22 protein-coding genes and 3 tRNA genes are annotated in these 25,828 nt (G+C 70.3%); 8 read left to right on the top strand and 17 right to left on the bottom strand.

The window, feature by feature from the left end:
- Positions 1 to 260: 260 nt before the first annotated feature.
- The 7 genes from ACWC1K_RS48720 to ACWC1K_RS48750 all read right to left on the bottom strand — a co-directional run bounded on the left by ACWC1K_RS48720 (position 261) and on the right by ACWC1K_RS48750 (position 6,435).
- Positions 261 to 335, bottom strand: a tRNA-Asp gene (locus tag ACWC1K_RS48720).
- A 94-nt stretch (positions 336 to 429) separates the two neighbouring features.
- Complete coding sequence (gene hrpA, locus ACWC1K_RS48725; RefSeq protein WP_450840434.1) at positions 430 to 4,383, bottom strand: ATP-dependent RNA helicase HrpA; 3,954 nt, start codon at positions 4,381 to 4,383, stop codon at positions 430 to 432.
- 73 nt (positions 4,384 to 4,456) lie between these two features.
- Complete coding sequence (locus tag ACWC1K_RS48730) at positions 4,457 to 4,777, bottom strand: hypothetical protein (RefSeq protein ID WP_450840436.1); 321 nt, start codon at positions 4,775 to 4,777, stop codon at positions 4,457 to 4,459.
- Positions 4,778 to 4,862: 85 nt separating this feature from the next.
- The gene (locus ACWC1K_RS48735) at positions 4,863 to 5,048 is read right to left on the bottom strand and encodes a DivIVA domain-containing protein (RefSeq protein ID WP_450840438.1); all 186 of its coding nucleotides are present in this window, start codon (positions 5,046 to 5,048) and stop codon (positions 4,863 to 4,865) included.
- 64 nt (positions 5,049 to 5,112) lie between these two features.
- Positions 5,113 to 5,186, bottom strand: a tRNA-Phe gene (locus tag ACWC1K_RS48740).
- Positions 5,187 to 5,210: 24 nt separating this feature from the next.
- Positions 5,211 to 5,285 (bottom strand) — tRNA-Asp (locus tag ACWC1K_RS48745).
- A gap of 157 nt (positions 5,286 to 5,442) precedes the next feature.
- Complete coding sequence (locus ACWC1K_RS48750; protein WP_450840440.1) at positions 5,443 to 6,435, bottom strand: ScbA/BarX family gamma-butyrolactone biosynthesis protein; 993 nt, start codon at positions 6,433 to 6,435, stop codon at positions 5,443 to 5,445.
- Positions 6,436 to 6,618: 183 nt separating this feature from the next.
- Between ACWC1K_RS48750 and ACWC1K_RS48755 the strand changes: the two genes are divergently transcribed.
- Together ACWC1K_RS48755 and ACWC1K_RS48760 are read left to right on the top strand one after the other, a co-directional pair.
- Positions 6,619 to 7,305 (top strand): HAD family phosphatase, encoded by a 687-nt coding sequence (locus tag ACWC1K_RS48755; RefSeq protein ID WP_450840442.1) that lies wholly within the window; start codon positions 6,619 to 6,621, stop codon positions 7,303 to 7,305.
- Positions 7,306 to 7,535: 230 nt separating this feature from the next.
- Positions 7,536 to 8,192 (top strand): ScbR family autoregulator-binding transcription factor, encoded by a 657-nt coding sequence (locus tag ACWC1K_RS48760; RefSeq protein ID WP_450840444.1) that lies wholly within the window; start codon positions 7,536 to 7,538, stop codon positions 8,190 to 8,192.
- 9 nt (positions 8,193 to 8,201) lie between these two features.
- Here ACWC1K_RS48760 and ACWC1K_RS48765 read toward each other — a convergent pair whose 3' ends face one another.
- Together ACWC1K_RS48765 and ACWC1K_RS48770 are read right to left on the bottom strand one after the other, a co-directional pair.
- Entirely contained in the window at positions 8,202 to 9,011 is an 810-nt protein-coding gene (locus ACWC1K_RS48765; RefSeq protein ID WP_450840446.1) for an SDR family NAD(P)-dependent oxidoreductase, read from the bottom strand.
- A 76-nt stretch (positions 9,012 to 9,087) separates the two neighbouring features.
- The gene (locus ACWC1K_RS48770) at positions 9,088 to 9,750 is read right to left on the bottom strand and encodes a ScbR family autoregulator-binding transcription factor (protein ID WP_450840447.1); all 663 of its coding nucleotides are present in this window, start codon (positions 9,748 to 9,750) and stop codon (positions 9,088 to 9,090) included.
- Between the two features lie 265 nt (positions 9,751 to 10,015).
- On the opposite strand from ACWC1K_RS48770, the gene ACWC1K_RS48775 reads away from it, so the two are divergent.
- Together ACWC1K_RS48775 and ACWC1K_RS48780 are read left to right on the top strand one after the other, a co-directional pair.
- Positions 10,016 to 10,555 (top strand): helix-turn-helix domain-containing protein, encoded by a 540-nt coding sequence (locus tag ACWC1K_RS48775; RefSeq protein WP_450840448.1) that lies wholly within the window; start codon positions 10,016 to 10,018, stop codon positions 10,553 to 10,555.
- A 65-nt stretch (positions 10,556 to 10,620) separates the two neighbouring features.
- The gene (locus ACWC1K_RS48780) at positions 10,621 to 11,352 is read left to right on the top strand and encodes an LmbU family transcriptional regulator (RefSeq protein WP_450840449.1); all 732 of its coding nucleotides are present in this window, start codon (positions 10,621 to 10,623) and stop codon (positions 11,350 to 11,352) included.
- Positions 11,353 to 11,549: 197 nt separating this feature from the next.
- On the opposite strand, the gene ACWC1K_RS48785 is transcribed toward ACWC1K_RS48780, so the two are convergent.
- The 3 genes from ACWC1K_RS48785 to ACWC1K_RS48795 form a co-directional block, all read right to left on the bottom strand.
- Positions 11,550 to 12,818, bottom strand: a complete 1,269-nt coding sequence (locus ACWC1K_RS48785) for an NAD(P)/FAD-dependent oxidoreductase (RefSeq protein WP_450840451.1) — start codon at positions 12,816 to 12,818, stop codon at positions 11,550 to 11,552.
- Positions 12,818 to 13,141 carry a 2Fe-2S iron-sulfur cluster-binding protein gene (locus tag ACWC1K_RS48790; protein ID WP_450840453.1) on the bottom strand — a complete coding sequence of 108 codons (324 nt, stop codon included), beginning with the start codon at positions 13,139 to 13,141 and terminating at the stop codon, positions 12,818 to 12,820. The genes ACWC1K_RS48785 and ACWC1K_RS48790 overlap by 1 nt, the downstream gene beginning before the upstream one ends.
- Before the next feature lie 79 nt (positions 13,142 to 13,220).
- Complete coding sequence (locus ACWC1K_RS48795) at positions 13,221 to 14,048, bottom strand: 4'-phosphopantetheinyl transferase family protein (RefSeq protein WP_450840455.1); 828 nt, start codon at positions 14,046 to 14,048, stop codon at positions 13,221 to 13,223.
- Between the two features lie 254 nt (positions 14,049 to 14,302).
- On the opposite strand from ACWC1K_RS48795, the gene ACWC1K_RS48800 reads away from it, so the two are divergent.
- Together ACWC1K_RS48800 and ACWC1K_RS48805 are read left to right on the top strand one after the other, a co-directional pair.
- Entirely contained in the window at positions 14,303 to 14,527 is a 225-nt protein-coding gene (locus tag ACWC1K_RS48800; protein ID WP_450840456.1) for a hypothetical protein, read from the top strand.
- Between the two features lie 260 nt (positions 14,528 to 14,787).
- Positions 14,788 to 17,751, top strand: coding sequence for a BTAD domain-containing putative transcriptional regulator (locus tag ACWC1K_RS48805; protein WP_450840457.1), 2,964 nt, complete (start codon positions 14,788 to 14,790; stop codon positions 17,749 to 17,751).
- Between the two features lie 123 nt (positions 17,752 to 17,874).
- Here the strand turns inward: ACWC1K_RS48805 and ACWC1K_RS48810 are convergent, their stop codons facing one another.
- A complete protein-coding gene (locus ACWC1K_RS48810) occupies positions 17,875 to 18,753 on the bottom strand; it encodes a helix-turn-helix transcriptional regulator (RefSeq protein ID WP_450840458.1) in 879 nt (292 codons plus the stop codon).
- Between the two features lie 119 nt (positions 18,754 to 18,872).
- Between ACWC1K_RS48810 and ACWC1K_RS48815 the strand changes: the two genes are divergently transcribed.
- On the top strand, positions 18,873 to 19,727 hold the full coding sequence (locus tag ACWC1K_RS48815) for an NAD-dependent epimerase/dehydratase family protein (RefSeq protein ID WP_450840459.1): 855 nt from the start codon (positions 18,873 to 18,875) through the stop codon (positions 19,725 to 19,727).
- 26 nt (positions 19,728 to 19,753) lie between these two features.
- On the opposite strand, the gene ACWC1K_RS48820 is transcribed toward ACWC1K_RS48815, so the two are convergent.
- Genes ACWC1K_RS48820 through ACWC1K_RS48835 form a run of 4 tightly spaced genes read right to left on the bottom strand, consistent with a single transcriptional unit; the run spans position 19,754 to position 23,734 of the window.
- Positions 19,754 to 21,007: an MFS transporter gene (locus ACWC1K_RS48820; protein WP_450840460.1), complete on the bottom strand. Its 1,254-nt coding sequence runs from the start codon at positions 21,005 to 21,007 to the stop codon at positions 19,754 to 19,756.
- Positions 21,004 to 22,317, bottom strand: a complete 1,314-nt coding sequence (locus ACWC1K_RS48825) for a GH1 family beta-glucosidase (RefSeq protein WP_450840462.1) — start codon at positions 22,315 to 22,317, stop codon at positions 21,004 to 21,006. The genes ACWC1K_RS48820 and ACWC1K_RS48825 overlap by 4 nt, the downstream gene beginning before the upstream one ends.
- A gap of 58 nt (positions 22,318 to 22,375) precedes the next feature.
- Positions 22,376 to 22,642: a protealysin inhibitor emfourin gene (locus ACWC1K_RS48830; RefSeq protein WP_450840463.1), complete on the bottom strand. Its 267-nt coding sequence runs from the start codon at positions 22,640 to 22,642 to the stop codon at positions 22,376 to 22,378.
- A 21-nt stretch (positions 22,643 to 22,663) separates the two neighbouring features.
- Positions 22,664 to 23,734 (bottom strand): M4 family metallopeptidase, encoded by a 1,071-nt coding sequence (locus ACWC1K_RS48835; RefSeq protein ID WP_450840465.1) that lies wholly within the window; start codon positions 23,732 to 23,734, stop codon positions 22,664 to 22,666.
- Positions 23,735 to 24,054: 320 nt separating this feature from the next.
- On the opposite strand from ACWC1K_RS48835, the gene leuA reads away from it, so the two are divergent.
- Positions 24,055 to 25,776 carry a 2-isopropylmalate synthase gene (gene leuA, locus ACWC1K_RS48840; RefSeq protein ID WP_450840467.1) on the top strand — a complete coding sequence of 574 codons (1,722 nt, stop codon included), beginning with the start codon at positions 24,055 to 24,057 and terminating at the stop codon, positions 25,774 to 25,776.
- Positions 25,777 to 25,828: the final 52 nt, after the last annotated feature.

Below are 25,828 nucleotides of genomic sequence, written 5' to 3' on the forward strand. Positions count from 1 at the left end.
GTACCCGGTGGCGGCTGCGCCGCGGGCGCGGCCTTCACCTTGGCAGGGTGGCGAGTGAGGGATGTGTTCGGGTGCGAAGAAGGCCCGCACCTTGTCGGTGCGGGCTTTCTCACTTCGCTGCGGTCCTGACGGGATTTGCTGTACCCGGTGGCGGCTGCGCCGCGGGCGCGGCCTTCACCTTGGCAGGGTGGCGAGTGAGGGATGTGTTCGGGTGCGAAGAAGGCCCGCACCTTGTGGGTGCGGGCTTTCTCACTTCGCTGCGGTCCTGACGGGATTTGAACCCGCGGCCTCCACCTTGACAGGGTGGCGAGCACTCCAAACTGCTCCACAGGACCAGGTTTCGCGGCGCCATTCGTGCGTTGCGCTGCGAGAAGAGACTGTACAGGAGGGTGAGCCCGCCGGTCGAACTCACCCACTGTGTGCGGCCGGTTACGGGGCGGCCGCGTCGATCGCCTTCACGATCCGCTTGTCGGAGACCGGGTACGCCGTCCCCAGCGCATGGGCGAAATAGCTGACCCGGAGCTCCTCGATCATCCAGCGGATGTCCAGCACCGAGGAGGGAACCGGCCGGCCCTGGGGCAGCTGCTCCAGGAGCCATGCGTACTCGTCCTGCATCTCGTGGACCTTCTCCATGCGCGTCGTGTCCCGCTGGACACCCGTCGGCATCTGCTGGAGGCGGCGGTCCGCGGCGACCAGGTAGCGCATCAGGTCGGGCAGGCGGCGAAGCCCCGTCTCCGTCACGAAGCCGGGCTTCACCAGGCCGTCCAACTGCCCCCGGACGTCCTGGAGGTTCGGGAGCAGCGCAGGGCTGCGTACGGCCTTCAGACGGCGCTCACAGGCCTGCCAGGCGGCCAGTACCTGCTGCACCTGCCCCACCGTACGGACCGTCGAGTCCACGATCTCCGCGCGCACCTTGTCGTACAGCTTCCGGTACGACTCCTCGTCCCAGGCCGGGCCGCCGAAGTCCCCGATCAGCTTGTCCGCCGCCGCCATCGCGCAGTCGTCGAACAGGGCCTGGATCGAGCCGTGCGGGTTCGCGGACAGGGCGAGCTTCTGGGCGTTCGTCAGGCGGTCGCTCGCGAATTTGGCGGGATTGACCGGGATGTTGCGCAGGATCAGCCTGCGCGTGCCCTTCCACATCGCCTCCGCCTGTTCCGCCTCCGTGTCGAAGAGGCGGACCGAGACCGTGTCGCCGTCGTCGACCAGCGCCGGATAGGCCTTCACCGGCTGGCCCGCCCGGCGCGTCTCGAAGACGCGGGTCAGCGAGCCGATCGTCCAGTCCGTCAGGCCCTTGCGCTCCAGGGAGGGGCCGCCCTCGCGCGAGGCGGTGGCCGCGGCGGCCTGGGAGAGGGCCTTGCGGGCCTTCGGCTTCAGCTGGAGCCGCAGTGCCTCCAGGTCCTTGTCCTCGGCCAGCTTGCGCCGCCGCTCGTCGACGATGCGGAACGTGATGCGCAGATGGTCCGGGACCTTCGACCAGTCGAAGTCCGACGCCTCGAAGGGCACGCCGACCATGCGCTTCAGCTCGCGCGCCATCGTCACCGTCAACGGCTCCTGCAAGGGGACGGCCGTATCCAGGAAGCGCTTGGCGAAGTTCGGTGCCGGCACGTAGTGGCGGCGGATCGGCTTGGGCAGGGAGCGGATCAGCTCGGTGACGAGCTCCTCCCGCAGGCCCGGGATCTGCCAGTCGAAGCCCTCGTCCGTGACCTGGTTGAGGACCTGGAGGGGGACATGGACCGTCACACCGTCCGCGTCGGCTCCCGGCTCGAACTGGTACGTCACCCGGAACTTCAGCGGCCCCTGCCGCCACGAGTCCGGATAGTCGGCCTTGGTGACCGCCTCCGCCGACTCCCGGATGAGCATCTCCCGCTCGAAGTCCAGGAACTCCGGCTGCTCGTGCCGCTTCCGCTTCCACCAGGAGTCGAAGTGCGCGCCGGACACGACGTGTTCGGGCACCTTCTGGTCGTAGAAGTCGAAGAGCGTGTCGTCGTCGACGACGATGTCCCGGCGCCGGGCGCGGTGCTCCAGCTCCTCGACCTCGCTGAGGAGTCTGCGGTTGTCGGCGAAGAACTTGTGGTGCGTGCGCCAGTCGCCCTCGACGAGCGCGTTGCGGATGAACAGCTCGCGGGAGACCTCGGGGTCGATGCGGCCGTAGTTCACCTTCCGCTGGGCGACGATCGGGATGCCGTACAGCGTGACCTTCTCGTACGCCATCACGGCCGCCTGGTCCTTCTCCCAGTGCGGTTCGCTGTACGTGCGCTTCAGCAAATGCTCCGCGAGCGGCTCGACCCACTCCGGCTCGATCCTCGCGTTGACGCGGGCCCAGAGCCGGGACGTCTCCACCAGCTCCGCGGACATCACGAACCGCGGCGGCTTCTTGAAGAGGGCCGAGCCCGGGAAGACCGCGAACTTGGCGTTCCGGGCGCCCAGATACTCGTTCTTCGCGCCGTCCTTCACGTCCTTCATGCCGATGTGCGAGAGCAGGCCGGCGAGGAGGGAGACATGGATGCGGTCGGCGGGGGCGTCCTCCTCGTTGAGGTGGATGCCCATCTGCTTGGCGACCGTCCTCAACTGCGTGTAGATGTCCTGCCATTCGCGAATGCGCAGGAAGTTGAGGTACTCCTGCTTGCACATCCGGCGGAAGGAGCTCGACCCCCGCTCCTTCTGCTGCTCGCGGATGTAGCGCCACAGGTTGAGGTAGGCGAGGAAGTCGCTGGTCTCGTCCTTGAAGCGGGCGTGCTGCTGGTCCGCCTGGGCCTGTTTGTCTGCGGGGCGCTCGCGCGGGTCCTGGATGGACAGCGCGGCGGCTATGACCATGACCTCGCGGACACAGCCGTTCTTGTCGGCCTCCAGGACCATACGGGCCAGCCGCGGGTCGACGGGCAGCTGGGCGAGCCTGCGGCCGGTCGGGGTGAGCCGCTTGCGTACGTCCTTCTCCGCCGGGTCCAGCGCGTGCAGCTCCTGGAGCAGCTGCACGCCGTCGCGGATGTTGCGGTGGTCCGGCGGGTCGATGAAGGGGAACTTCTCGATGTCGCCGAGGCCGGCCGCGGTCATCTGCAGGATGACGGACGCCAGGTTCGTGCGGAGGATCTCCGCGTCCGTGAACTCCGGGCGGGCGAGGAAGTCGTCCTCGGAGTAGAGGCGGATGCAGATGCCGTCGGAGGTACGCCCGCAGCGGCCCTTGCGCTGGTTGGCGCTGGCCTGCGAGATCGGCTCGATCGGCAGGCGCTGGACCTTGGTGCGGTGGCTGTAGCGGCTGATCCGGGCGAAGCCCGGGTCGATGACGTACTTGATGCCCGGGACGGTCAGCGAGGTCTCGGCGACGTTCGTGGCCAGAACGATCCTGCGGCCCGTGTGCGGCTGGAAGACGCGGTGCTGCTCGGCGTGCGAGAGGCGCGCGTAGAGCGGCAGGACCTCGGTGAACCGGTAGTTCTTCTTCACCAGCGCGTCCGCCGTGTCGCGGATCTCGCGCTCGCCGGAGAGGAAGACGAGGATGTCGCCCTTGCCCTCGCCCTGGAGCTCCTCGACCGCGTCGCAGATCGCGGTGATCTGGTCGCGGTCGGAGTCGTCGCCGTCCTCTTCGAGGAGGGGCCGGTAGCGGACCTCGACGGGGTACGTCCGCCCGCTGACCTCGATGATCGGGGCGTCGCCGAAGTGCCGGGAGAAGCGCTCGGGGTCGATGGTCGCGGAGGTGATCACGACCTTGAGGTCGGGCCGCTTCGGCAGCAGCTGCGCGAGATACCCGAGCAGGAAGTCGATGTTGAGGGACCGCTCGTGGGCCTCGTCGATGATGATCGTGTCGTAGGCGCGCAGCTCGCGGTCGGTCTGGATCTCGGCGAGCAGGATGCCGTCCGTCATCAGCTTGATGAAGGTCGAGTCCTGGTTGACCTGGTCGGTGAACCGCACCTTCCAGCCCACGGCCTCGCCGAGCGGGGTGTCCATCTCCTCGGCCACCCGCTCGGCGACCGTGCGGGCGGCGATACGACGGGGCTGGGTGTGCCCGATCATGCCGCGCACCCCCCGCCCGAGCTCCAGGCAGATCTTGGGGATCTGGGTGGTCTTTCCGGACCCGGTCTCACCGGCGACGATGACGACCTGGTGATCGCGGATGGCCTCCGCGATGACGTCCTTCTTCTGGCTGACCGGCAGCTGCTCGGGATACGAGACGGCGGGGACCCGGCCGCGCCGCTCGCCCATCCGCCCCTCGGCCTTCGCGATCTCCGCCTCGATCTCGGCGAGGACCGCGGCCTGGGCCTCGGGCTTACGGATCTTGCGCGCGCCTTCGAGCCTGCGCCCGAGCCGGTGCGCGTCGCGCAGAGACAGCTCGGTCAGGCGGGGGGCGAGGGTGCCGAGGGCCGGGGTGGCGGGGGCAGGGTGCGTAGACATACGCGATCCAGGATCTCATCCCGGAGAAATCCGTGGCGAACGAATTGTCGCCCGGCGGCCCCGCGGGGGTGGCTCAGCCGGTCCGCTGCCCCGGAGACGGCGCGGGCGCGGGCGGCTGCTGCTGCCGCAGACCGCCGTCCCCCAGCGCGATGGACCTGGCGGTGTTGGAGACGGCCTTGATCCCCAGGTAGGCGGTGGTCATGCTGCTCACGGCGGTGAAGGCGGCCGTGAGCACGCCCACGATCACCGCCTTGTCCCCGTCGAGCCGCCACACCCCGAAGATTGCCACGCCCGCGATCGCAAGATTGCTGATCACCACGGCCAGCAGCCCGTACCGGGCCCGGTCCTTCTCCAGCTCGACATCCCGGATGGCCTTGGCCTCGTCCCGGCTCATCGTCCCCCGCCCCCCTTGGTCCTACGCCGACCAGCCAGAACGTAGCGCTGCACCGCAGCGCTGCCAAGCGGCCGGCCCGACAGGCTCAGCGGGCCCGCAGCTCGGCGATCCGGGCGTCGACCTGTGCCCGGTCGTAGCCCCGGCGGGCGAGGTCGAAGGCGGGCGGTGCGGTGGGTGCCGTGCCGGCTCCGAGGAGTCGTAGATACTCGTCGACCTGGGCACGGTCGTAGCCTCGCCGCACGATGTCGAAGCCCTGGAACCCGTCGCTCATCGCAGCCCTCCACGGCCGTATGCATGACGAAAGCCCCGTCCGGAGACGGGGCTTTCATGCCGTGTGGCTGGGGCCGGGGTCGAACCGGCGACCTATCGCTTTTCAGGCGATCGCTCGTACCAACTGAGCTACCCAGCCACGAGGTCTCCGAGGAGACCTCAGCGGTCCTGACGGGATTTGAACCCGCGGCCTCCACCTTGACAGGGTGGCGAGCACTCCAAACTGCTCCACAGGACCTTGTGTTGTGCGAACCAGTGAACCCAGTGTCGCACACCGTTCTGCGTGTCCCCAGCGAGTTTCCGCCGCTGTCATCTGGTGACTGCGGGGGCCCTCGTCAGCTGGGGTGACGTCGCTGGAGCAGCGTATCAGAGGATGAGCGGTGCTCTGAAAACGATCAGCGTGGGGCGACCGGGCCGGAGACCGAGGAGGTGAACACCGTCCTGCCGTCCTGGCGGCCCGTCACCAGGAAGCCGGCCCGTCCGTCCGCCCGGCGGGGCAGGGGAGTGGCCTCGATCCAGCAGGGGGCGGAGAACTCGACATAGCGGTGGAACTCCGTGGACGCCTGCACCGGGATCAGGGTGGCGGCCGGTCCGAGCAGGGCGCAGGAGGCCTGACGCACCGCCTCCATGAGCACCATGCCGGGGATGTGATCGCCGGCGTGGTCGAACATCACCGGGTGCCGGGTGTCGGGGGCGAGCAGCCAGCGGTGCGGCCGGTCGGTGGGCGCGAGCACCACCTCGCTCGGGAGGGTCCGGCCGACCTCGGCCGGGTCCATGCGGGCCGGGTGCTCCTGCGGCCCGGGGCCGGGTGAGGACGACAGCGCGTCCCCCCGCAGTCGTCGGTAGGTCTCCGGCGTGAGGCAGGTGAAGCGAGAGGTGCCCGTCGCGGCGGTACGGCCGTCGCGCCGGATCGTCACCTCCAGGCGTCTCTTGACCGTCACGGCGTTCTTGCGGCCTTCGGTGGCGATCACGGCGTCCACGGCGAAGTCGGTCGGCGTGGCCCCGATGCCGAGCTGCTCCGGTGCGGCCGTCCAGCTCAGGTCCCACAGCACGAAGTGCTGGCCGAGCGAAACTCCGAGCTCCGCGTGGGCCAGGCACAGGCCCGCCTGGCGAATGGTTTCGGCGATCTGCAGAGGGTCGTGCCGCAGGCCGTCGGAGCTGTTGAAGTAGGTGTGCGCCCGGGGCCACTGCCCGGTGAGCGCGAAGTGCGTCTCGTCGATCCGCGTGCAACTGGTCAGGAAGACCTCGGCGACGGAGGCCCGGTGGACGTACTCCCGAGGGACCGTGGTGGTCAGCCGTGGCAGCTCGTCGAGTCGTTCTCCGGGAAGGTGTTCCTCCGGTCGGTCGATGTGGCGGTGCTCTGGCTCATGAACCGTCAGCACACTCATGGACCTCTCCCCCAAGGAGGCGAATGGATGCTCCAAAGATACGTACTCACCGGTTTTTTTCAAGGCTGGTGTGGCCACCAATTGCGATGGATGATGCAGGAGTTGGGGCGCGATCGGGTCACGGGGGGCGAAATGACCCGCCGATGAAACCGCGTGCCTGGTTTATGAAACGCGGGAGCCCACATGACCCTCTGCCATCTGCGACTGGTCGCGGTGAACATCGACGGCGTGCTGCTCAACGACACGTTCAGCCCCGTGATCCACCGGTTCATCGTGAGCCGCGGCGGGCGGTACACGGCCGAGGTCGAACACGCGGTGCTGTCCCGCCCGCGGCTGGAGGCGGCCGCGGCCACCGGGCTGGAGGGGACCCCGGAGGAACTGGCGCGGGCCTACTTCCGCGAGCGGGACGAGTACCTCCGGGAGCATCCGCTCCGAGTGCAGCCCGGCGCGGGCGACCTGCTCGCCGTGCTGCGTGATCTCGGGGTCCGCGTGGTCTGCTACGGCGGGCTCGACCGCTCGCACTTCGACGCGCATCTCGAGGCGTACGCACGGTTCTTCGACGATCCCGTGTACATGTGCACCGATGCCGTCCGGCCGGGGATCCGGGAGATCGCGGAGGACGTCTTCGGGCTCCGCTGCGACCAGGCGCTGTTCATCGACGACGCGGCGAGCGTGGCGGAGGCGGCGCAGGCGCTCGGCGCTCCGTTCATCGGGTGCCCGACCGACTACGAGCACAGTTTCCAGGAGCAACTGATGCGGCGGGCCGGCGTGCGCCATGTGGTCCCGTCGCTCGAGGCGATCGACGAAGGGCTGCTGCGGACCGTCGACGCCGAGGCCGCGGCCGCGGCCACCGCGGTGGGCCGCCGCTGATCCGCGCTCTGCCGCGTATCTCCGTGCCGCCCGGGCCGAGCGCCGGAACCGGGCAGTCCGTGTTCCTTTGTGCCGAGGCGTGCCGTGTTCGATCTGTGCAGATCGACGTCCGGACCGGTAATTGGACCACTCGGTCTCTTACGGCTTTCCCCTTGGGTATATAAGGTACGTGCTTGGCGGTTTCTTTGTGTGACCGTCCCAGGCAAGTCCTCGACCTGAGGGGAGGTCCCATGGCGCAGCAGGAGCGTGCGATCCGGACCCGCGGGGTGATTCTGCACGCGGCAGCCGAGGTGTTCGCCGAGCGCGGGTACGCCGCCACGACCGTCGCCGACATCCTCAAGGTCGCCGGAGTCACCAAAGGCGCCTTGTACTTCCACTTCGACTCGAAGCAGGCCCTGGCCAAGGGGGTCCTGGAGGTGCAGACGTCGCTGGACGTCCCCGCCCAGAGCTTCAAGCTCCAGGAGATGGTGGACACCGCCATGGTGGTGGCCCACCGGCTGTCGCACGATCCCGTGCTGCGCGCCGGCGCCAAGCTCTCGGAGGACCGGGACGGACGCAGCCACTACGGCAGCGCCTGGCCGGCCTGGATAGAGCTGCTCACCCGCTATCTGGTCGAGGCGCAGCAACGCAACGAGGTCCTCGCGCACGTGGTGCCGCGGGAGACCGCGGAGTTCGTCCTGACGTCCTTCCACGGCGCCCAGACCTACTCGCACCTCGAGAAGGACCTGGCGGACATCGAGCACCGGATCTCTGTCCTCTTCCGGCACCTGCTGCCCTCGATCGCGGCCCCCGCGGTCCTGGCGAACCTGGACACGGCGGCGGACCGCGGGGCGCGGGTGTACGGGCAGATCAGGAGCAAGGAGCTCGAGGCGGCGCAGCCGGTCTGACCGGGTGGTTCACCAGGCGGTGGCTCCGCCGTCCACGGGCAGGGTCGCGCCGGTGACGAACGAGGCCGCGTCGCTGCACAGCCAGGCGGCGGCCTCGGCCACTTCCTCCGGGTCGGCGACGCGGGCCTGAGGTGCCGAGGTGAGGCTGCGCTCCCTGGCCCCGGCGTGGCGGGCGAACCAGCCGTCGGTCATTTCCGACCGGGTCAGGCCGGGGGCGATGGCGTTGACGCGGATACCGTCCTTCACGTACTCGACCGCGGCCGCCTTGGTCAGGCCGATGACGGCGTGCTTGGAGGCGATGTACGCGGCACCGGCCGACGTGGCCACCAGGCCGGCCGTACTGCTGGTGTTGACGATGGAGCCGCCGCCCGAGGAGATCAGGGCGCTGATCTCGTGGCGCATGCAGTTCCACACCCCGCGCACATTGGTGTTCATGACCTCGTCGTACGCCTCGTCCTCCACCAGATGAAGGGGCAGCGGGGCCACCACCGTGCCGGCATTGTTGAAGGCGGCGTCCAGGCGGCCGTACGTGGTCGTCGCGTGTGCGACGGCGCGGGCGATCTCCTCGGAGTTCTGCACGTCCCCCACCGCGCAGGAGGCCTGCCCCCCTGCGGCCCGGATCTCGTCCACGAGGTCCACCAGCTTCTTCTCCCTGCGGGAGACCAGCACCACACAGGCTCCCCGCCGGGCGAACAGGCGTGCCGCCGCCTGTCCGATCCCGCTGCTGGCGCCCGTGATGAGGACGACCTTCCCCGCAAGGGACAGGTCCCCCGCGGACGTGCTCAGGGCAGGTCTCAGCGCAGCCTGCGCAGGTGTCATCGAACGTTCCCCCGTCTCCATGTCCTGGCCGACCTCGGCAACGTAACCGGCCAACTGTGCGAAGAAGACAGGGCAGTCAGTTTTTATTTTCCAAAATCTTCACACCGCGCGACCCGGTCGGGGGTTCGCCGGCCGGCAGGTCGAGGGCGGCGAGCGCCTCCGTCGTGGCCAGGCGGGGGAGGACCAGGCGCCAGAAGCGGCTGAGCGAGGCGGAGGAGAGCCAGGTCGGGTCCGTACGGCCCAGGACCTCGAAGCCGGTGGTGGCCGCTGCGATGGAGGCGGCCGCGTCCTGCCGGGAGACGCCCTCGGCGAGGAGGTTGTCGCCGTCGGCCTCGGTGAGCAGGTGGCGGATGCACTCGAACCACTCGCCCCGCAGGTCGAGGTCCGGGTGATGCGGGCCCTCGCCGCAGCTGAGCCGGAAGCCCGCGCGGGCCACGACGTCCTGGTGGAGCCGGTCGGCCAGGGCGTGGGACGCGCCGACCAGCCGCTGCAGGGCGTTCGCTTCCGGCTGTCCTGCACGGCCGGCCGCGCGGCGCAGGACCGCGGCCGCCGTCGTCTCCACGGTCGAGGCCAGGGCGTCCTTGTTCGGGAAGTGGAAGTGCAGGGCTCCGGTGGTGACCCCGGCGCTGGAGCTGATGTCCGCCAGCCTCGCCCGGGTGAACCCGTGCCTCTCGAACGCCTCGGCCGCCGAGCGGATGAGCAACTGGCGGGTGCGGGCGGCACGTTCCTGTTTCATCATCGGCTTCTCCCCGAGGCTGGATGCGGTGTAAAAGATTAACAAACCAGCAAGATGGTTTGTTGCGAGTCTCTTCACTGAAGGTAGCCCTCCGCGTGCGTCCTGCTGCCAACCTGCCAACAGTGGGCGGATTTAGGGGACTTTGCGTGAGGGGGGCTCTCTGGGTGGTCGTGCAAAATCCCGGCTTGGGAGGGTGAAAAAAACCTGGGCACTGGTATGTTTATGGCGGTCCTGTGGCGGAGTGGCCTGCCGAAGAGACGGGGTTCGGATGATCACGCAAGAAGGACAGACCCACAACAAGTCGCTGAACAGGGACGTGCAACTGTTGCGCTGGCCTGCCCAGCAGGACCTGCGCGAGGAGTGCAGGTCCCGTGGCGTGCCTCGGATCCTGGTGGTCGAGGCGGGCCTCCAGGCGCCGGTCTGCGACGACATCTACGAGGACTGGGTCCGTACGCCGGTGCCCTCCCACGACCTCAAGGCGCGTGCCGACGCGCTGGCGTACCGCTACCGGCGCTTCCGCTCGCCCCAGCTCGACGAGAACGGCGTGCTGTGGTTCGCCTCCCGGTCGGTGACGCTCTCGCCCACCCAGGCCGAGCTGCTGTCGCTGCTCGTGTCCCGCTTCGGCCAGGTCGTGCCGCGTGAGGTGCTCAGGTTCGAGGCCGGCCAGGGTGCGGAGCCGATGACCCGCAACGCCCTCGACCTGCACATGATGCGCGTCCGGCAGCGGATCGACGCGCTGGGCCTCACCGTCCGCACCGTGTGGGGCCGGGGCTATGTCCTCGACGTCCAGGCCGAGATGGCGTCCTGACCCCCGGCCCGAACAGAGAACCGAGACGACCGACCCAGATCACTGACACAGACGGGGGAACGTACGTGAGCTCGAACCATGGCGCCGAGGGGCACACGACGGCCCTGCCGCAGCCCACTCCGTGGACGACGAGGAATGTTCCGCCGCAGCGCGGGACGCGCAAACCGCGCAACGACCAGGTGCTGACGACCAGGGTCGGCCTGCAGATACCGGACGTGCTCTCGTTCGACGAGTGGGAGCGGGCCGGACGCCAGCTGGCGGGTGTGGTGGACTCGTCCTCGTGGTGGCTGGGCGACTGGCTGACCTACGGCAAGGACCACTACTCGGACCGCTATCTGCAGGGCATCCGCAGCGCCGGGCTGCGCTACCAGACACTGCGCAACTACGCCTGGGTGGCCCGGCGGTTCGACATGACCAGGCGGCGCGCGCGGCTGACCTTCCAGCACCACGCCGAGGTGGCCTCCCTGCCCACCGAGGAGCAGGACCGGTGGCTCCTCAGGGCCGAGGAACTGTCCTGGACGACCAAGCAACTGCGCAACGCGCTGCGGGAAGCCCGGGGTGCCGAGCCCACGGCGGCGTCCGACGCCGTCCCCTTCCGCCAGCTGGCCGTCGCGCGGGAGCGGTACCAGCGCTGGAACAGGGCCGCCGAGCAGAGCGGTGTCGAGGTCGCCGAGTGGGTGCTCACCACCCTGGACTCCGCCGCCGAGCAGGTCATCGAGGACACCGACGAGCCGTCGGCCGCCGTCGAAGGGACGGTACCGGCCGAGGAGTTGCCGTCTGCGGCCGCGCTGTCCTAGGCGGACACGGGACGTCGCGCACGCACCGGTAGGGCGCGTGCGCGACGGTGGTCGCGGAAGCACCGGTACCGATCGGGTACCGCTTCGTCCGCGACGCCGGCCGGGTGGCCCGATCGGGGCCCGCCCTGCCGGGGCGTGGGGTGCGAGAGCCAGGCCGGTGGGCAGCGGATCTCGCCGGGGCGGGGCAGGTGGGCCCCTCATGCAGGTGTCGGTACGAGGCGGCCCGTGCGGGCCTTGAGATGACCCTTGAGGGTGAAGTCCGCCGCGGCCGCCTCCCAGCGGAGGAGGGGGATGCCGCCCGCCAGCAGCCGGCGCGCCGCCATGTGGTCCGCGGGCCGGCCGACGGACTCGACGGCGATCAGCCGGTCGTCGCGGAACAGCAGCACGGAGAAGGAGCCGGAATCCGGCTCGCCCAGGACCAGTTCGGCGTCGTGGCCGTGGCCGAGCCCCGCGATCTGGAGGGTCGCCGAGAACTGGGTGCTCCAGAACCAGGGCAGGTCGTCGTAGGTCCTCGTGGTGCCGGTGAGCCGGTCGGCGACCAGACGGGCCTGGTCGACGGCGTTCTGCACCGACTCGATGCGCAGCGGCGTGGCGGCGCGCGGGTGCGGGAACATCGCGCAGTCGCCGATCGCGGAGATGTGCGGGTCGCTGGTGAGCAGCCGGGAGTCCACGACGATCCCGCCGGCGACGTCGAGTCCGGCCGTCTCGGCCAGTTCCGTGCACGGCACGGCCCCGACACCGGCCAGTACGAGGTCGGCGGGCAGCCGGCGGCCGTCGGTCAGTTCCACCGCGGCCACCCGCCCGGTGCCCTCCGCGTGGAAGCCGGTGATCCCCTGCCCGAAGAGCAGCCGGTTGCCGTGCCGTTCGTGCAGGCGGGCGAAGTGCTCGGCGGTCGCGGCCGAGGCGACCCGGGCGAGGGGACGTCCCATGGCCTCGACCACGGTCACGCGATGCCCCAGCTCCTGTGCCGCGGCGGCGAACTCGAGACCCACGAAGCCCGCGCCGGCGACGACCACCTGCGCGGCCCCGGCGAGCTGCGCCTTGAGCGCCCGGGCGTCCGCCAGGGAGCGCAGGGTGTGCACGCCGGGCAGTCCGGCGCCGGGAACCGGCAGGGCCCTGGCCCGGGCGCCGGTCGCCAGGACCAGGTGGTCGTAGCGGTGGATGCTTCCGTCGGCGAGGCGGACGGTGCGCGCGGCCCGGTCGAGGCCGACGGCGCTGCCGGTGACCCGCTCGACGGAGTTGCGCGTATAGAACGTCTCCGGCCGCAGCCACAGCCCGCTCTCGTCTGCTGTTCCCTTCAGATAGGCCTTGGACAGCGGCGGGCGTTCGTACGGCAGGAGACCCTCGTCGCCGACGAGGGTGAGCGGGCCTTCGTGACCGCGCTCGCGCAGGAACGCCGCGGTCTGGTGGCCGGCCTGTCCCGCGCCGACGACGACGATGCGGGCGGGCGTCGAGTGGGTGCCCATCAGCCCTGCCGTTCCGGGAGGAGGACCCGCAGGCCGTCGAGGTCCTCGCCGACCTTGATCTGGCAGCTGAGGCGACTGCCCGGCTCCCGCGGGCACGCCGTGAACTCCAGCATCTCGTCCTCCTCGGCGCTCACCGGGTCCAGCCTTGCGGCGGCTTCCTCGTCGACGTACACATGGCAGCTGGCGCACTGGGTGTAGCCGCCGCACTGGCCGACGATGCCGTCGATGTCGTTGGACAGGGCGCCGCGCATGACGGTGGTGCCCACGGGGAGGTCGATTGTCTGCTCGCTCCGGTCGGCGGCCACGTAGGTGATCTTGGGCATCGGGTTCTCCTCGAAGGGCGTTGAGGCTTGAAGGGGTGAGGCAGGGGCAGGCCCCGGTGGCCGATCGTTGCCGACCCTTTTAACTTCCTGGAAAACGCGCGGAGTTAACGAGCAGCTCAGCGCCGTTTCGGGGCAGCAGTTCCGTGCCGCTGTGCACGGTCGGCCGTACCGAACGGACGTCGAGCGCGGCCACGGCGGCGTGATAGCCCTCGTCCAGCTCCACGTCGGCGATCGCGGGAACCGGACGGGCGGACCGCGGACCGTGCCACCCGAGCAGTGCGGGCTGCTGTCCGGGGCCGGAGAGCGTGAAGTCCGTCATGGGGGTGTCGAGTCCTTCTCCGGTGGCCTTCAGCACGGCCTCCTTGCGCACCCAGTAGGTCAGGCAGGCGCGGGTGCGGCGCTGAGGGGGCAGCCGCTCGACCGCCGCCCGTTCGGCAGCCGTGAGGACCAGCTCGTACTCGGGCGGCAGGCCGGGGCCGTGCCAGGGCTCGTAGCGTTCGACGTCCAGGCCCACTGGGGTGTCCAGGGCGAGGGCCACCGCCACGAGCCGGCCCGAGTGGGAGATGGACAGCTGCCACCCCTCGGCGAGGCCGACTGCCTGTGGTTTGCCGTGCGGGCCGCCGCACCCCGGGCACCGTGTGCGCAGACGGATCGCCTGAGGGCCGGTGCCCAGGAGACGGGCCAGCGCCGTCCTGGCGAGCACGCGCCCGGTGACGAAGCGGGCCAGGTCCAGCTCATGGGCGAAGGACGAGGTGCGCGACAGCTCGGTGCTGTCGAGCAGATGGAACCAGGACGACGGCCGGGGCAGCGGGGGCAGGGACCAGATACGGCATTCGGCGACCGACCGCCGCGCACCGGTGCCGACCGCGGACGCGAGTGTGGCCGTGGCTGCTGGAAACGGCGTCATGGGTTTTCACCTCCGTACGGCGGCAGTGCTTCTGCCGCCCTACCGAGTCTTCGTTTCGCCGAGCCGCTCCAGTAGCCGGAAATCCTCCGCTCTTCGGGGGGTGGAAAACCTCCGCACGCCGTCGTTATCGCCGTGCCCGGCAGGCGAAGCTGATCCGATAACGGTCCGAAAAGACCGGTCTTTAAGTTTTCTGTCAGCCGCAAGGAAGCGCAGCTCAGAACCACTGAGCGCCTCACAGACAGGAAACGAAGACAATGACGAAGAAGCTGAATGCCGCTGTCAAGTCCCTCGCCGTCGCGCTCACCGCCGGCTCGACCCTCCTGGTGGCCGTCCCCGCAGTGGCCGTGGCCGTCACGGCGCCGGTGCAGGCCGCCGCCTCGGTGCTGGCCGACCCGATCGGGTGGGGCACGTCGCACTCCGCCCCCGCCGGCGGCACGGTGGTCTCGGCCGGCTCCCAGGGCGACCCCATCGGCTGGTAGAGCGTTTCCCCGACCTGCCCTTGCTCTGTCCTTCCGCTGCTCTTCCCCTCCGCTCCGATGCGCTCGCCGAATTAAGGGCCGATATCACGGGCCCGCGGCTCGAGTCACGCTTCGTCGGAGCGTTCGAGAATTAACCAATCAGCACCGCACGGAAGTTGATTGCGTGTGCCGCCAGTGCATCGCACTAGGGACCATCTCGTCAGGTGACCTACATTGGTCGTCGTCCGTGAAAAACAGGACTTCGACAAGGGGGAGCCGGAGTGGACGCACACGTCAGCTTCAAGGTCTTGGGGCCCCTGGCGGTGACCGCGGGGGAGGCGACCGTCCCGATCGGCGGCGGCCGTCAACGGACCATCCTCGCACTGCTGTTGCTCACGCCCGGCCGTGTCGTCCCCGTGGACACCATGGTGGACGCCGTCTGGAACAGCAATCCGCCGCCCACCGCGCGCACCCAGGTCGCGATCTGTGTCGCGGCACTGCGCAAGCTCTTCAAGACCGCGGGAGTCACCGACGACGTCATCGTCACCGCGCATCCCGGATACGTGCTCCACACCGCGGGGTCGCGGTTCGACTCCGTCGACTTCGCCGATCTCGTCAGGGAGGCCGAACAGGCCGCCAAGGACGGGGAGTTGTCCCAGGCGGCGCAGCTCTACACGCAGGCGCTGCAACTGTGGCGGGGGCCCGCGTTCGCAGGGGTGTACGGGCAGCTGATCGAGGACGAGGCGGCCCGTCTGGAGGAACACCGGCTCAACGCCTACGACGACTCCACCCTCGTACGCCTGGAACTCGGCCAGCACCAGGAGCTCATCCCGGAACTCGCCGCCATGGTGCGCGAGCACCAGTTGCGCGAGCGCACCCGGCACCATCTGATGCTCGCCCAGTACCGCTCGGGCCGTCGCGCCGACGCGATGGAGACCTACCGGGAGGCCCGCGAGCACTTCATCGAGGAACTCGGCATCGAGCCGGGGCCCGACCTCAACGAACTGCACGACGCGATCCTGCGCGACGACCCGGCCCTGGCGGCCGCGGCGTCGCCCGAGTCGCACCGGCCGGCACCGGTCGCGCCCGCCGTCCCGTCCGAACTGCCGCCAGAAGTACCGGCATTCACCGGCCGCACCGAGGAACTCGCCGCTCTTCAGAGCCTGCTGAGCGACGACGCCCAGGGCCAGGCCACCACCACGGTCGGTCTGATCACCGGCGCCGCCGGCATCGGCAAGAGCGGTCTCGCCATGCGCTGGGCCTTCCGCGCCGCCGAGCACTTCCCCGGCGGCCAGCTCTTCGCCGACCTGTGCGGCTACGACGAACACCGGGAACCCGTCCGGGCCCACGAGATACTCAGCCGGTTCCTGCGCTCCCTCGGAGTGCCCGGCGAGCAGGTCCCCGACGACCTGGAGGAGCGCGTCGCGCTCTACCGCAGTCTGCTCGCGGACCGCCGCGTCCTCATCGTCCTCGACAACGCCCGCACCTACGCGCAGGTCCGTCCGCTCCTGCCCGGCAGTGGTCGGTGCTGTGTCCTGGTGACCAGCCGGGACCAGATGGAGGAGCTCGTCGCCCGGCCCTCCCGGGCCCGGGTGCACCTGGGCCTGCTCTCCGAGGACGAGGGCATCCAACTGCTCACCGCGATCGTCGGCAAGGCCAGGATCGCGCCCGCCCGCGCGGACGCCGCCCGCCTGGTCGAGCTGTGCGACCGGCTGCCGCTGGCGCTCAGGATCGCCGCAGCGCGGCTCGCCTCGAAGCCGCACTGGACGGTGCGCTACCTGGTGAACCGGCTGACCGACGAGCGTCGCAGGCTGGACGAGCTCAGCCAGGGCGAGTCGCGGGTACGGGCCAGCCTCGCGCTCAGCTACCGCTATCTCAACGAGGAGGCGGCGCGACTGCTGCGCAGGCTCGGGCTGCTGGACGTACCGGACTTCACGGCCTGGGCCGCCGCCGCGGTGCTCAACAAGGAGGTCCTCGACGCGGAGCGGATCGTCGAGGACCTCGTCGACGCCCAGTTCCTGGAAGTCGTCAGCGTGGACGCCACCGGACAACTGCGGTACCGCTTCCACACGCTCGTGCGCCTCTACGCGGCCGAGCGCGCCCGGCAGGAGGAGACGGAGCCGGACCGGCTCGCCGCGACCACCCGGTTCCTGCGCACCTTCCTGACCATCGCGGAGGAGGCCGACCGGCGTGAGCACGGCGGCCATGGCACCGGGGTGCACAGCACCGTCCAGCGAAGGCGGATCGACTCCTTCCTCATGGACGAGCTGCTCACCGTCCCTCTGGCGTGGTACGAGGCGGAGCGGCTGGCGCTGGTGGCTTCGGTGCGGCAGGCCGCCAGGGCGGGCGAGGCCGAACTCGCCTGGGACCTGACGGTGTGTGCGTCGGCCTTCTTCGGCACCCGCAGCTACACCGAGGACTGGCGCGCCTGCTGCGAGGTGGCCCTGGAGGCGGCCCGTGCCGTGGGCGATCTGCGCGGTCAGGGGGCGATGCTGTTCGGTCTGGGGGCCCTGGAACTGATCTACAGCCGGCTGGAGAGCGCCGCCTCGTATCTCGAGAAGGCGCTGCACTTCTACACGGAGGCCGGGGAGGACCACGGGCGGGCGATGGCGCTGCGCTCCCTCGGCCAGGGCGACCGCATGCGCGGCGACTCGGACAGTGCGGCTGCGCGCTTCACTGAGGCGCTGCCCCTCTTCCGCCAGGTGGGCAACCGCACCGGTGAGGTGCACACCCTGCACAACATGGCGGAGAGCGAACTCGACCGGGGGAACGTGGACTCGGCGCTCACGTTCGCTCTCAGTGCCGTGCAGCTGGAGGAGAGCGGTGCGCCCGACACCCGCAACCTGGCCCAGGCGCTGTACCGGCTGGGGCTGGTGCGGCTCGCGAAGGGGGAGCCGGCGGCGGCCGAGGAGTCGTTCCTGCGGGCGGTGCGGATCGTCAAGGAGAAGGCGGACATGATCGGCCTCGCCTACGCGCTGCTCGGCCTGGGGGAGACCCGGCTCGCCCAGGGGAACACACAGCTGGCCGAGGCGACTCTGACGGACGCGCTGGAGATCGCGGACGACTGCCGCAGCCGGCTGGTGGCCGGCCGGGTCGGCCTGGTCCTCGGCGAGGTGAACCGACGGCTGGGGCGCAACGAGGCGGCCCGCGCGATTCTGAGCACCGCGCGGGAGAGCTTCGCCGCCGTGGGGGCGGCGGGGTGGGAGCGGCGGGCGGAGGAGGCGCTGGGGGCGGTGGTCGGCTAGGAGGCCGACCCGCCCCTGCTGGGGGCTGCCGCCCCCAGACCCCCGCTTTCGGCCTGAACGGCCTCGTCCTCAAACGCCGGACGGGCTGAAGAAATTCAGCCCCTTGGGGGTCCCCCCACGCCCTTAAGGCAGTGGGGGAGTTTGAGGAGCGGGGGTCCGGGGGGAAGCCTTCAGGTCCTGTAGGCCCACCACCCGCAGCAGCTGCAGCCGCTCGTACGACTCCGTCCCCGGACGGGCCGTGTGGATGACGAGATGGTGGTGGTCGTCCTCGTTCAGGAGGATCTCGCAGTCCAGCTCGAGAAGCCCGACCAGCGGATGCTGGAACCTTTTCGTCGACCGGCGCCGCACCGCCACCTCGTGCTCGGCCCACAGCCGGGCGAACTCCTCGCTGCCCGCCCGCAGTTCGGCCACCAGCGCGGCCGGCTCCGGGTCGTCGGGCCGTGCCGCGGCCACCGCCCGCAGGTTGGCCACATGGGCTCGGGCATGCTCCGCCACGTCCTCCGGCGGGAACAGGTTCCGTGCCGTCGGGTCCAGGAAGAAGCGGCGGAGCAGGTTGCGCTCGCGCGGCGGGCGGGCGAACGCGTCGCCGCTCAGCGCCCGCGACATCGCGTTCTGCGCCAGCACCTCGCCGCAGTCGCTCACCACCATCGCCGGTGTGTCGTGCAGCCGGTCCAGGACCAGGAGAAGGCCCGGTCGGACGTGTGCGCCGGCCGTTCCACGCCGTGGGTGCTCCTCGCCCGTCAGGTGGAACAGATGGTCCCGTTCGTCGTCCGTCAGGCGCAGGGCCCGCGCCAGCGCCGTCAGCATCTGGCGGGACGGGCGCGGCCCCCGGGACTGTTCCAGCCGCGTGTAGTAGTCCACGGACATGCCCGCCAGCTGCGCCACCTCCTCACGGCGCAGGCCCGGCGTGCGGCGGCGGGCGCCGGGCGTGAGCCCCACGTCGGACGGGTCGAGGCGGGCGCGGCCGCGGCGCAGGAAGTCGGCGAGTTCGGCTCGGTTCACCTCTCCAGCGTGCGGGAGTCCGCCCGGCTTATCCAGGGACTGCCGGTCCCCCGATCGGGAGGTCTCTCCCGCGCCCCGCCCCCTCGTCCAAAGCTGGTCGTCGACGAGAGGAGCAGAACATGCTGACATTGGTGACCGGTACGACGGGACAGGTCGGACGGCGGTTCGTGCCCAGGCTGATCGCCCAGAGCAGGGCAGACGACAAGGTGCGGGTCCTGGTGCGGGACGAGGCCCGCGGGGAGCCGTACGCCGAGCTGGGTGCCGAGGTCGTGGTCGGGGATCTGCGGGACGCGGAGGCGCTCGGCAAGGCGGTGGCCGGGGTGGACGCCGTCGTCAACGTCGCGGCCGCCTTTCGGGGCGTGCCCAACGAGGAGGCCCGGGCCGTCAACCGGGACGCGGCCGTGGAGCTGGGCCGCGCCGCGCTGGCCTCCGGGGTGCGGCGGTTCGTGCAGGTCAGCACGGGCTTGGTGTACGGCGTCGGGAGGGGCCGCCCGGTGACCGAGGACGACGAGAGCCGGCCCGGCGGGGCGATGTGGGGTGCCTACCCCGAGTCCAAGGCCGAGGCCGAGCGCCGACTGCTCGCCCTGGACGGCATGGACGTACGCGTCGGCCGGCTCCCCTTCGTCTACGGCGAGGGCGACCCGCATCTCGCCCAGTCCCTGATGTGGGCCAGGAACTGGGCGGCCACGCAGCGGCTGCACATGGGCCATCACGCGGACGTCGCCCAGGGACTGCTGCGCATCCTGCACGCACCGGGCATCGCCGGCCGGATCTACAACATCGCCGACGACGCCCCTGTCACGGCGGTCGAACTGCACCAGCTCAACGGGGCCGAGGTCCCCGCCGTACTCCACGACCGCACCGACCCGGACCCGTGGCTCGTGATCATGTCCACGGAGCGCATCCGCCGCGAGCTGGGCTACCGGCCGTTGTACCCGTCGGTGTACGCGGCCCGGGAAGCGGGCGCGCTCTAGCCAGGGGCCCAGGCCCAGCGCCTGTCCTAGTCGACCCCCCTGATCCGTCCCACCAGCACCGCCCCCGCCAGCCCGATCACCGCCGACACCAGGTACAGCACCCGGTAGCCGCCGAGATACGTCACGATCGGCGCGGCGAGGGCGGGGGCGGCCACCTGGGGCAGGGCGTTGGCCACATTGATGACCCCCAGGTCCTTGCCCCGGTCCAGCGCCTTCGGCAGTACGTCCGTCATCAGCGCGAAGTCGACCGAGGTGAAGACGCCGAAGCCGACCCCGAGCACCGCGGCCGCGACGACCGCGCCCGGCCAGGTCTGCCAGCCCGCAAGCGCCGCCGTCGCCACCGCCATCAGCACCCCCGACCAGAGCACGAACGGCTTGCGCCGCCCCACCCGGTCCGACCAGACCCCGCCCACGACGACCGTGGCGAGCAGCGTCACCCCGTTCACGGCCGTCAGGATGAGCACGCCCTGGTCGGGGTCGCCGTAGTGGAGGCGGTCCCGCAGGTAGTAGAGCAGGTACAGCAGCACCAGCGCGTTGCTGAGGTTGATCAGAAAGCGGGTCAGCCAGGCCCAGCCCAGGTCCGGATACCGGCGCGGACTCAGCCAGAACCCGGCGACGAAGGACCGCCACGACCATGCCGGCCGGTCCGCCACGGCCAGCCGCAGGTCCTCGTACCGCAGGACGTACGGCAGCACGCCCACGACGGTGAACACCGCACAGGCCGCATACCCGGCCCCGACGCCCCCGGCCGCCGTGGCGAGCCCCGTCCCGCCGACCACGCCCAGGATCTGCGCGGCCCCCAGCCAGCCGCCCACCGAGCCCCGCTGGATCCGCGGCACCCGGTCCGGCACCGCAGCGGTCACCGCCGCGAACGCCGCGTTCAGTGTCAGCTGGACCAGACACCAGCCGGCCGCCATGGTCCACACCCCGCCCGCGCCCGCGAGCAGCAGCAACGACAGCGCGCCGCCCGCCGCCCCGGCCACGATCCACGGCGTACGGCGGCCCCAGCGGGACGTCGTCCGGTCCGAGAGGGCGCCGAAGAGCGGGTTGGCGACCAGGGACACCACCGCCCCGGCCCCCGTCACCCACGCCAGCGTCGTCTCCTTGGACATGCCGGAGCCGGGCGCGAAGTCCTTGGCCTGGGAGGCCAGCAGGATCTGCAGGGGGCCGTACCAGCCCACCCAGATCGCCCCGTTGGCGAGCGAGAGGGCGGTCGTCCAGCCGCGGCCGACCCGTTCGAGGGGCTCGGCGAGTGCCTCCACGGGCCGGGTGGCGGTCATCTCTGCGCCCGCAGCACATCCCGGAACCAGCCGTACGACGACTTCGGTGTCCGCTGCTGCGTCTCGAAGTCGACGTGCACCAGGCCGAACCGGCGCTCGTACCCCTCCGCCCACTCGAAGTTGTCCAGCAGTGACCACACGAAGTACCCGCGCACGTCCACGCCCGCCTCGACGGCCTTGTGCAGGGCCCGCAGGTGGCCGTCGAGGTAGGCGATCCGGTCCTGGTCGTCCAGGCCCGGGTAGGAGCAGCCGTTCTCGGTGATGACGACGGGCGGGAGGCGGTCGCCGTAGCGCTCGCGGAAGCCGGTGAGCAGCTCCGTGAGGCCCTCGGGGACCACGGGCCAGCCGAAGTCCGTCACCGGTACGCCCTCGATCTGCCGTACCGAGAAGGGGAGTTCGGCCGGGATGGTCAGCCCGCCGAACTCGATGTCCTCGCCCTGCGGGGCGCCCACCCGGGTCGGCGCGTAGTAGTTGACGCCGTACCAGTCGAGCGGTTCCGCGATGACCTTCAGGTCGGACTCGACATCGCCCGGCATCAACTCGCCGATGCCCTCCGGGTACTGGCCGAGCAGTAGCGGGTCGGCGAACAGGCGGTTCAGCAGCAGGTCGTAGAAGCCCGCCGCCTCCACGTCCGCGCTCTCCTCGGACGCCGGCCAGGTCGGCCCGTGCGAGTTGGCGATCCCGATGTCCGTGGCGCCGGACGCGCGCAGGGCCCGTACCGCCAGACCGTGGGCCAGCAGCTGGTGGTGGGCCACCGGCAGGGCGTCGAAGAGCAGCTGTTTGCCGGGCGCGTGGGCGCCCAGCGCGTGGCCCAGCAGCGTGTGTTCGGCGGGCTCGTTGAGGGTGATCCACTTCTTCACCCGGTCGCCCAGCCGCTCGGCGACGACGGACACGTACTCCGCGAAACGCGCCGCCGTGTCCCGCTCCAGCCAGTCCATCCCCAGCGGCAGGTCCCAGTGGAACAGGGTGGGCACCGGTCGTACGCCCGCGGCCAGCAACTCGTCGACGAGACGGTCGTAGAAGTCGAGGCCGTCCGCCGAGCGCACCCGCGGCCAGGAGACCGAGAAGCGGTACGCGTCCACGCCGAGGCCGGCCAGCAGGGCCACGTCCTCGCGGTAGCGGTGGTAGTGGTCGCAGGCCACCGCCGCGGTCGAGCCGTCCTTGACCCGTCCCGGCTCGGCCGTGAAGGCGTCCCACACGGACGGCTCGCGCTCGTCCACGGCGCCCTCGATCTGGTGGGCCGAGGTCGACACGCCCCACAGGAAGCCGGCCGGGAAGCGGGGTATCGGATTGCCTGCATCAGAAGCCATGGGCGGGATCATCCTTACCGGCGGTAACGGAAGTCAACGCCCAGGCATGAACTGCCGGTTACGCCCCTTCCTTCAGTACCCGGCGGATCAGTTCGCGCTGTTCCTCCGTGAGCCGGGGATCGGCCGCGTAGACCGTCTTCCCGTCCACCGTGATCTGGTAGCTGAAGCCGTCCGGCACCCCGAGGGGAGGCGTGCCCCGGCCGGACGCGAGCGCGCGTTCGGCCAGGGCGTGCCACTCCTGGGCGTCGGGCCGGCCCGAGGTGTCCACCTCGGCACGGCGCTCGATGCCCGCGAACCCACCCGTACGCCTCACCTGAATACGCATGGGTCCCTGTCTAGTACGCGGTCAGAGGATCCGCACCCCTACCTGTTCCCACGCCTTCTGCACGGCCTGGAGCTCCTCGCCCTCGTTGAAGCGTGCCTTCGCCGCCGCGACCGTGAGCTTCGCGAAGTCGTTGAACAGCGCCTGCGAGGACAGCTCGCCGCCGGTCAGGACGTCGTACCAGATCTGTCCCGCCTTCTCCCAGGCGTGGCCGCCGAGCGCGGAGGCGACCAGGTAGAACGCGTGGTTGGGGATGCCGGAGTTGATGTGGACACCGCCGTTGTCGCGGCCGGTGCGGACGTAGTCGTCCATGGTCGCCGGCTGCGGGTCCTTGCCGAGCACGTCGTCGTCGTAGGCCGTGCCCGGTTCCTTCATGGAGCGCAGGGCCTTGCCGGTGACGCTCGGGGCGAGCAGGCCGGCGCCGATCAGCCAGTCGGCCTCGGCGGCGGTCTGGCCGAGCGTGTACTGCTTGATGAGCGAGCCGAACACGTCGGACATCGACTCGTTCAGGGCGCCCGGCTGGCCGTAGTAGGTGAGGTTCGCGGTGTGCTGGGTGACGCCGTGGGTCAGCTCGTGGCCGATGACGTCGATCGGGATGGTGAAGTCGAGGAAGATCTCGCCGTCGCCGTCGCCGAACACCATCTGCTCGCCGTTCCAGAAGGCGTTGTTGTAGTCGTGGTCGAAGTGGACGCTGGCGTCCAGCGGCAGGCCGTCGCCGTCGATCGAGTGGCGCTGGTAGGCCTTGAGGTAGAGGTCGAAGGTGGCGCCGAGGCCCGCGTAGGCGCGGTTGACCGTGGCGTCCCTGACCGGGTCGGCACCCTCGGCGCGCACCTTCCGGCCGGGCAGGTCGGTCCTGTGCCCGGCGTCGTAGATGGTGCGCAGCGGCTGGTCCGCCGGTGCCTTCGCCGCCGGCGCGGCCGCGAGGCCGAACTCGGTCGTCACGCGGCGGCGGCCGCGCAGCTCGCTGTCGCGCATCAGGGTCCGGCGAGCCGGGCCGGAGAGTGCGGGGTCGTCGTTGCGGGCCAGCTTGTCGAGGACATGCGGCGGTACGACGGTGCAGAAGACGGGCTCGAAGCCCCCGTTGGTCTTCGTCATGCACGGCACCCTTGCACTGGGTCATGCCCGTGTCACTACCCGCAACCATGATTGGTGAAATATGCGGACAGGGAAGTGCACACTCCGTGACGAAGTGGTATGGCGCACTTTTTGTCCCATTCATCCTTCGGGTCCCGCATACTGATACAGCGCCCCGCATCCGAAGGGGCTCGGCTAGCATGCTGTGCATCATGCGTTTCGGGCTGCTTCTTCTTAGCTGCCGCGGCGAGGGCCTGTAGTCCAGGTCGACTCCCTCCCCGCGGAGCTTGGCGTTGCGTCGTCGGCCGTCCTTCCGGACACCCTGAGGAGCCCGAGTCATCATGGCGAACCGCCAGCAGCCCAGCACCATGCCGATCCACAAGTACGGCCAGTACGAGCAGGTCGACATCCCCGACCGCACCTGGCCCGAGCAGCGGATCACCCAGGCCCCCCGTTGGCTGTCGACCGACCTGCGCGACGGCAACCAGTCCCTGATCGACCCGATGTCGCCCGAGCGCAAGCGCCGGATGTTCGACCAGCTGGTCAAGATGGGCTACAAGGAGATCGAGGTCGGCTTCCCCGCCTCCGGCCAGACGGACTTCGATTTCGTACGGTCGATCATCGAGGAGCCCGGGGTCATCCCCGACGACGTCACCATCTCCGTACTGACCCAGGCCCGCGAGGACCTGATCGAGCGGACCGTGGAGTCGCTGAAGGGCGCCAAGCGCGCCACCGTCCACCTGTACAACGCCACCGCGCCGGTCTTCCGCCGGGTCGTGTTCCGCGGCTCCAAGGACCAGATCAAGCAGATCGCCGTCGACGGCACGCGCCTGGTCATGGAGTACGCCGAGAAGCTGCTGGGCCCGGAGACCGAGTTCGGCTACCAGTACAGCCCCGAGATCTTCACCGACACCGAGCTGGACTTCGCGCTGGAGGTCTGCGAGGCGGTCATGGACGTCTGGCAGCCCGGCCCGGGCCGCGAGATCATCCTCAACCTGCCCGCCACGGTTGAGCGTTCGACCCCCTCGACCCACGCCGACCGCTTCGAGTGGATGGGCCGCAACCTGTCCCGCCGCGAGTACGTCTGCCTGTCGATCCACCCGCACAACGACCGCGGCACCGCCGTCGCCGCCGCCGAGCTGGCCCTGATGGCCGGCGCCGACCGCGTCGAGGGCTGTCTGTTCGGGCAGGGCGAGCGCACCGGCAACGTCGACCTGGTCACCCTGGGCATGAACCTGTTCTCGCAGGGCGTCGACCCGCAGATCGACTTCTCCGACATCGACGAGATCCGTCGTACGTGGGAGTACTGCAACCAGATGGAGGTCCACCCGCGCCACCCGTACGTGGGCGACCTGGTCTACACGTCCTTCTCCGGCTCCCACCAGGACGCCATCAAGAAGGGCTTCGACGCGATGGAGGCCGACGCCAAGGCCAAGGGCGTCACCGTCGACGACATCGAGTGGGCGGTGCCGTACCTGCCGATCGACCCGAAGGACGTCGGCCGCTCCTACGAGGCGGTCATCCGCGTCAACTCGCAGTCCGGCAAGGGCGGTATCGCCTACGTCCTGAAGAACGACCACAAGCTGGACCTGCCGCGCCGGATGCAGATCGAGTTCTCGAAGATCATCCAGGCGAAGACGGACGCCGAGGGCGGCGAGGTCACCGGCGGCGACATCTGGGCGGTCTTCCAGGACGAGTACCTGCCGAACCCCGAGAACCCGTGGGGCCGTATTCAGGTCAAGAACGGCCAGTCGACGACCGACACCGACGGCGTGGACACGCTGCGGGTCGAGGCGACCGTCGACGGCCAGGACACCGTCCTGACCGGTACCGGCAACGGCCCGATCTCCGCCTTCTTCGACGCGCTGCAGAAGGTGGGCGTGGACGCCCGCCTGCTGGACTACCAGGAGCACACGATGAGCGAGGGCGCCTCTGCGCAGGCCGCCTCGTACATCGAATGCGCGATCGACGACAAGGTCCTGTGGGGAATCGGCATCGACGCGAACACGACTCGTGCGTCGCTGAAGGCGGTTGTCTCCGCCGTCAACCGAGCCGCCCGCTGACCCGTCTGACCGGGCATTTCGGGGCCCCGATCGCCGTATACGGCGATCGGGG

It is taken from the genome of Streptomyces sp. NPDC001492 (assembly GCF_053597275.1).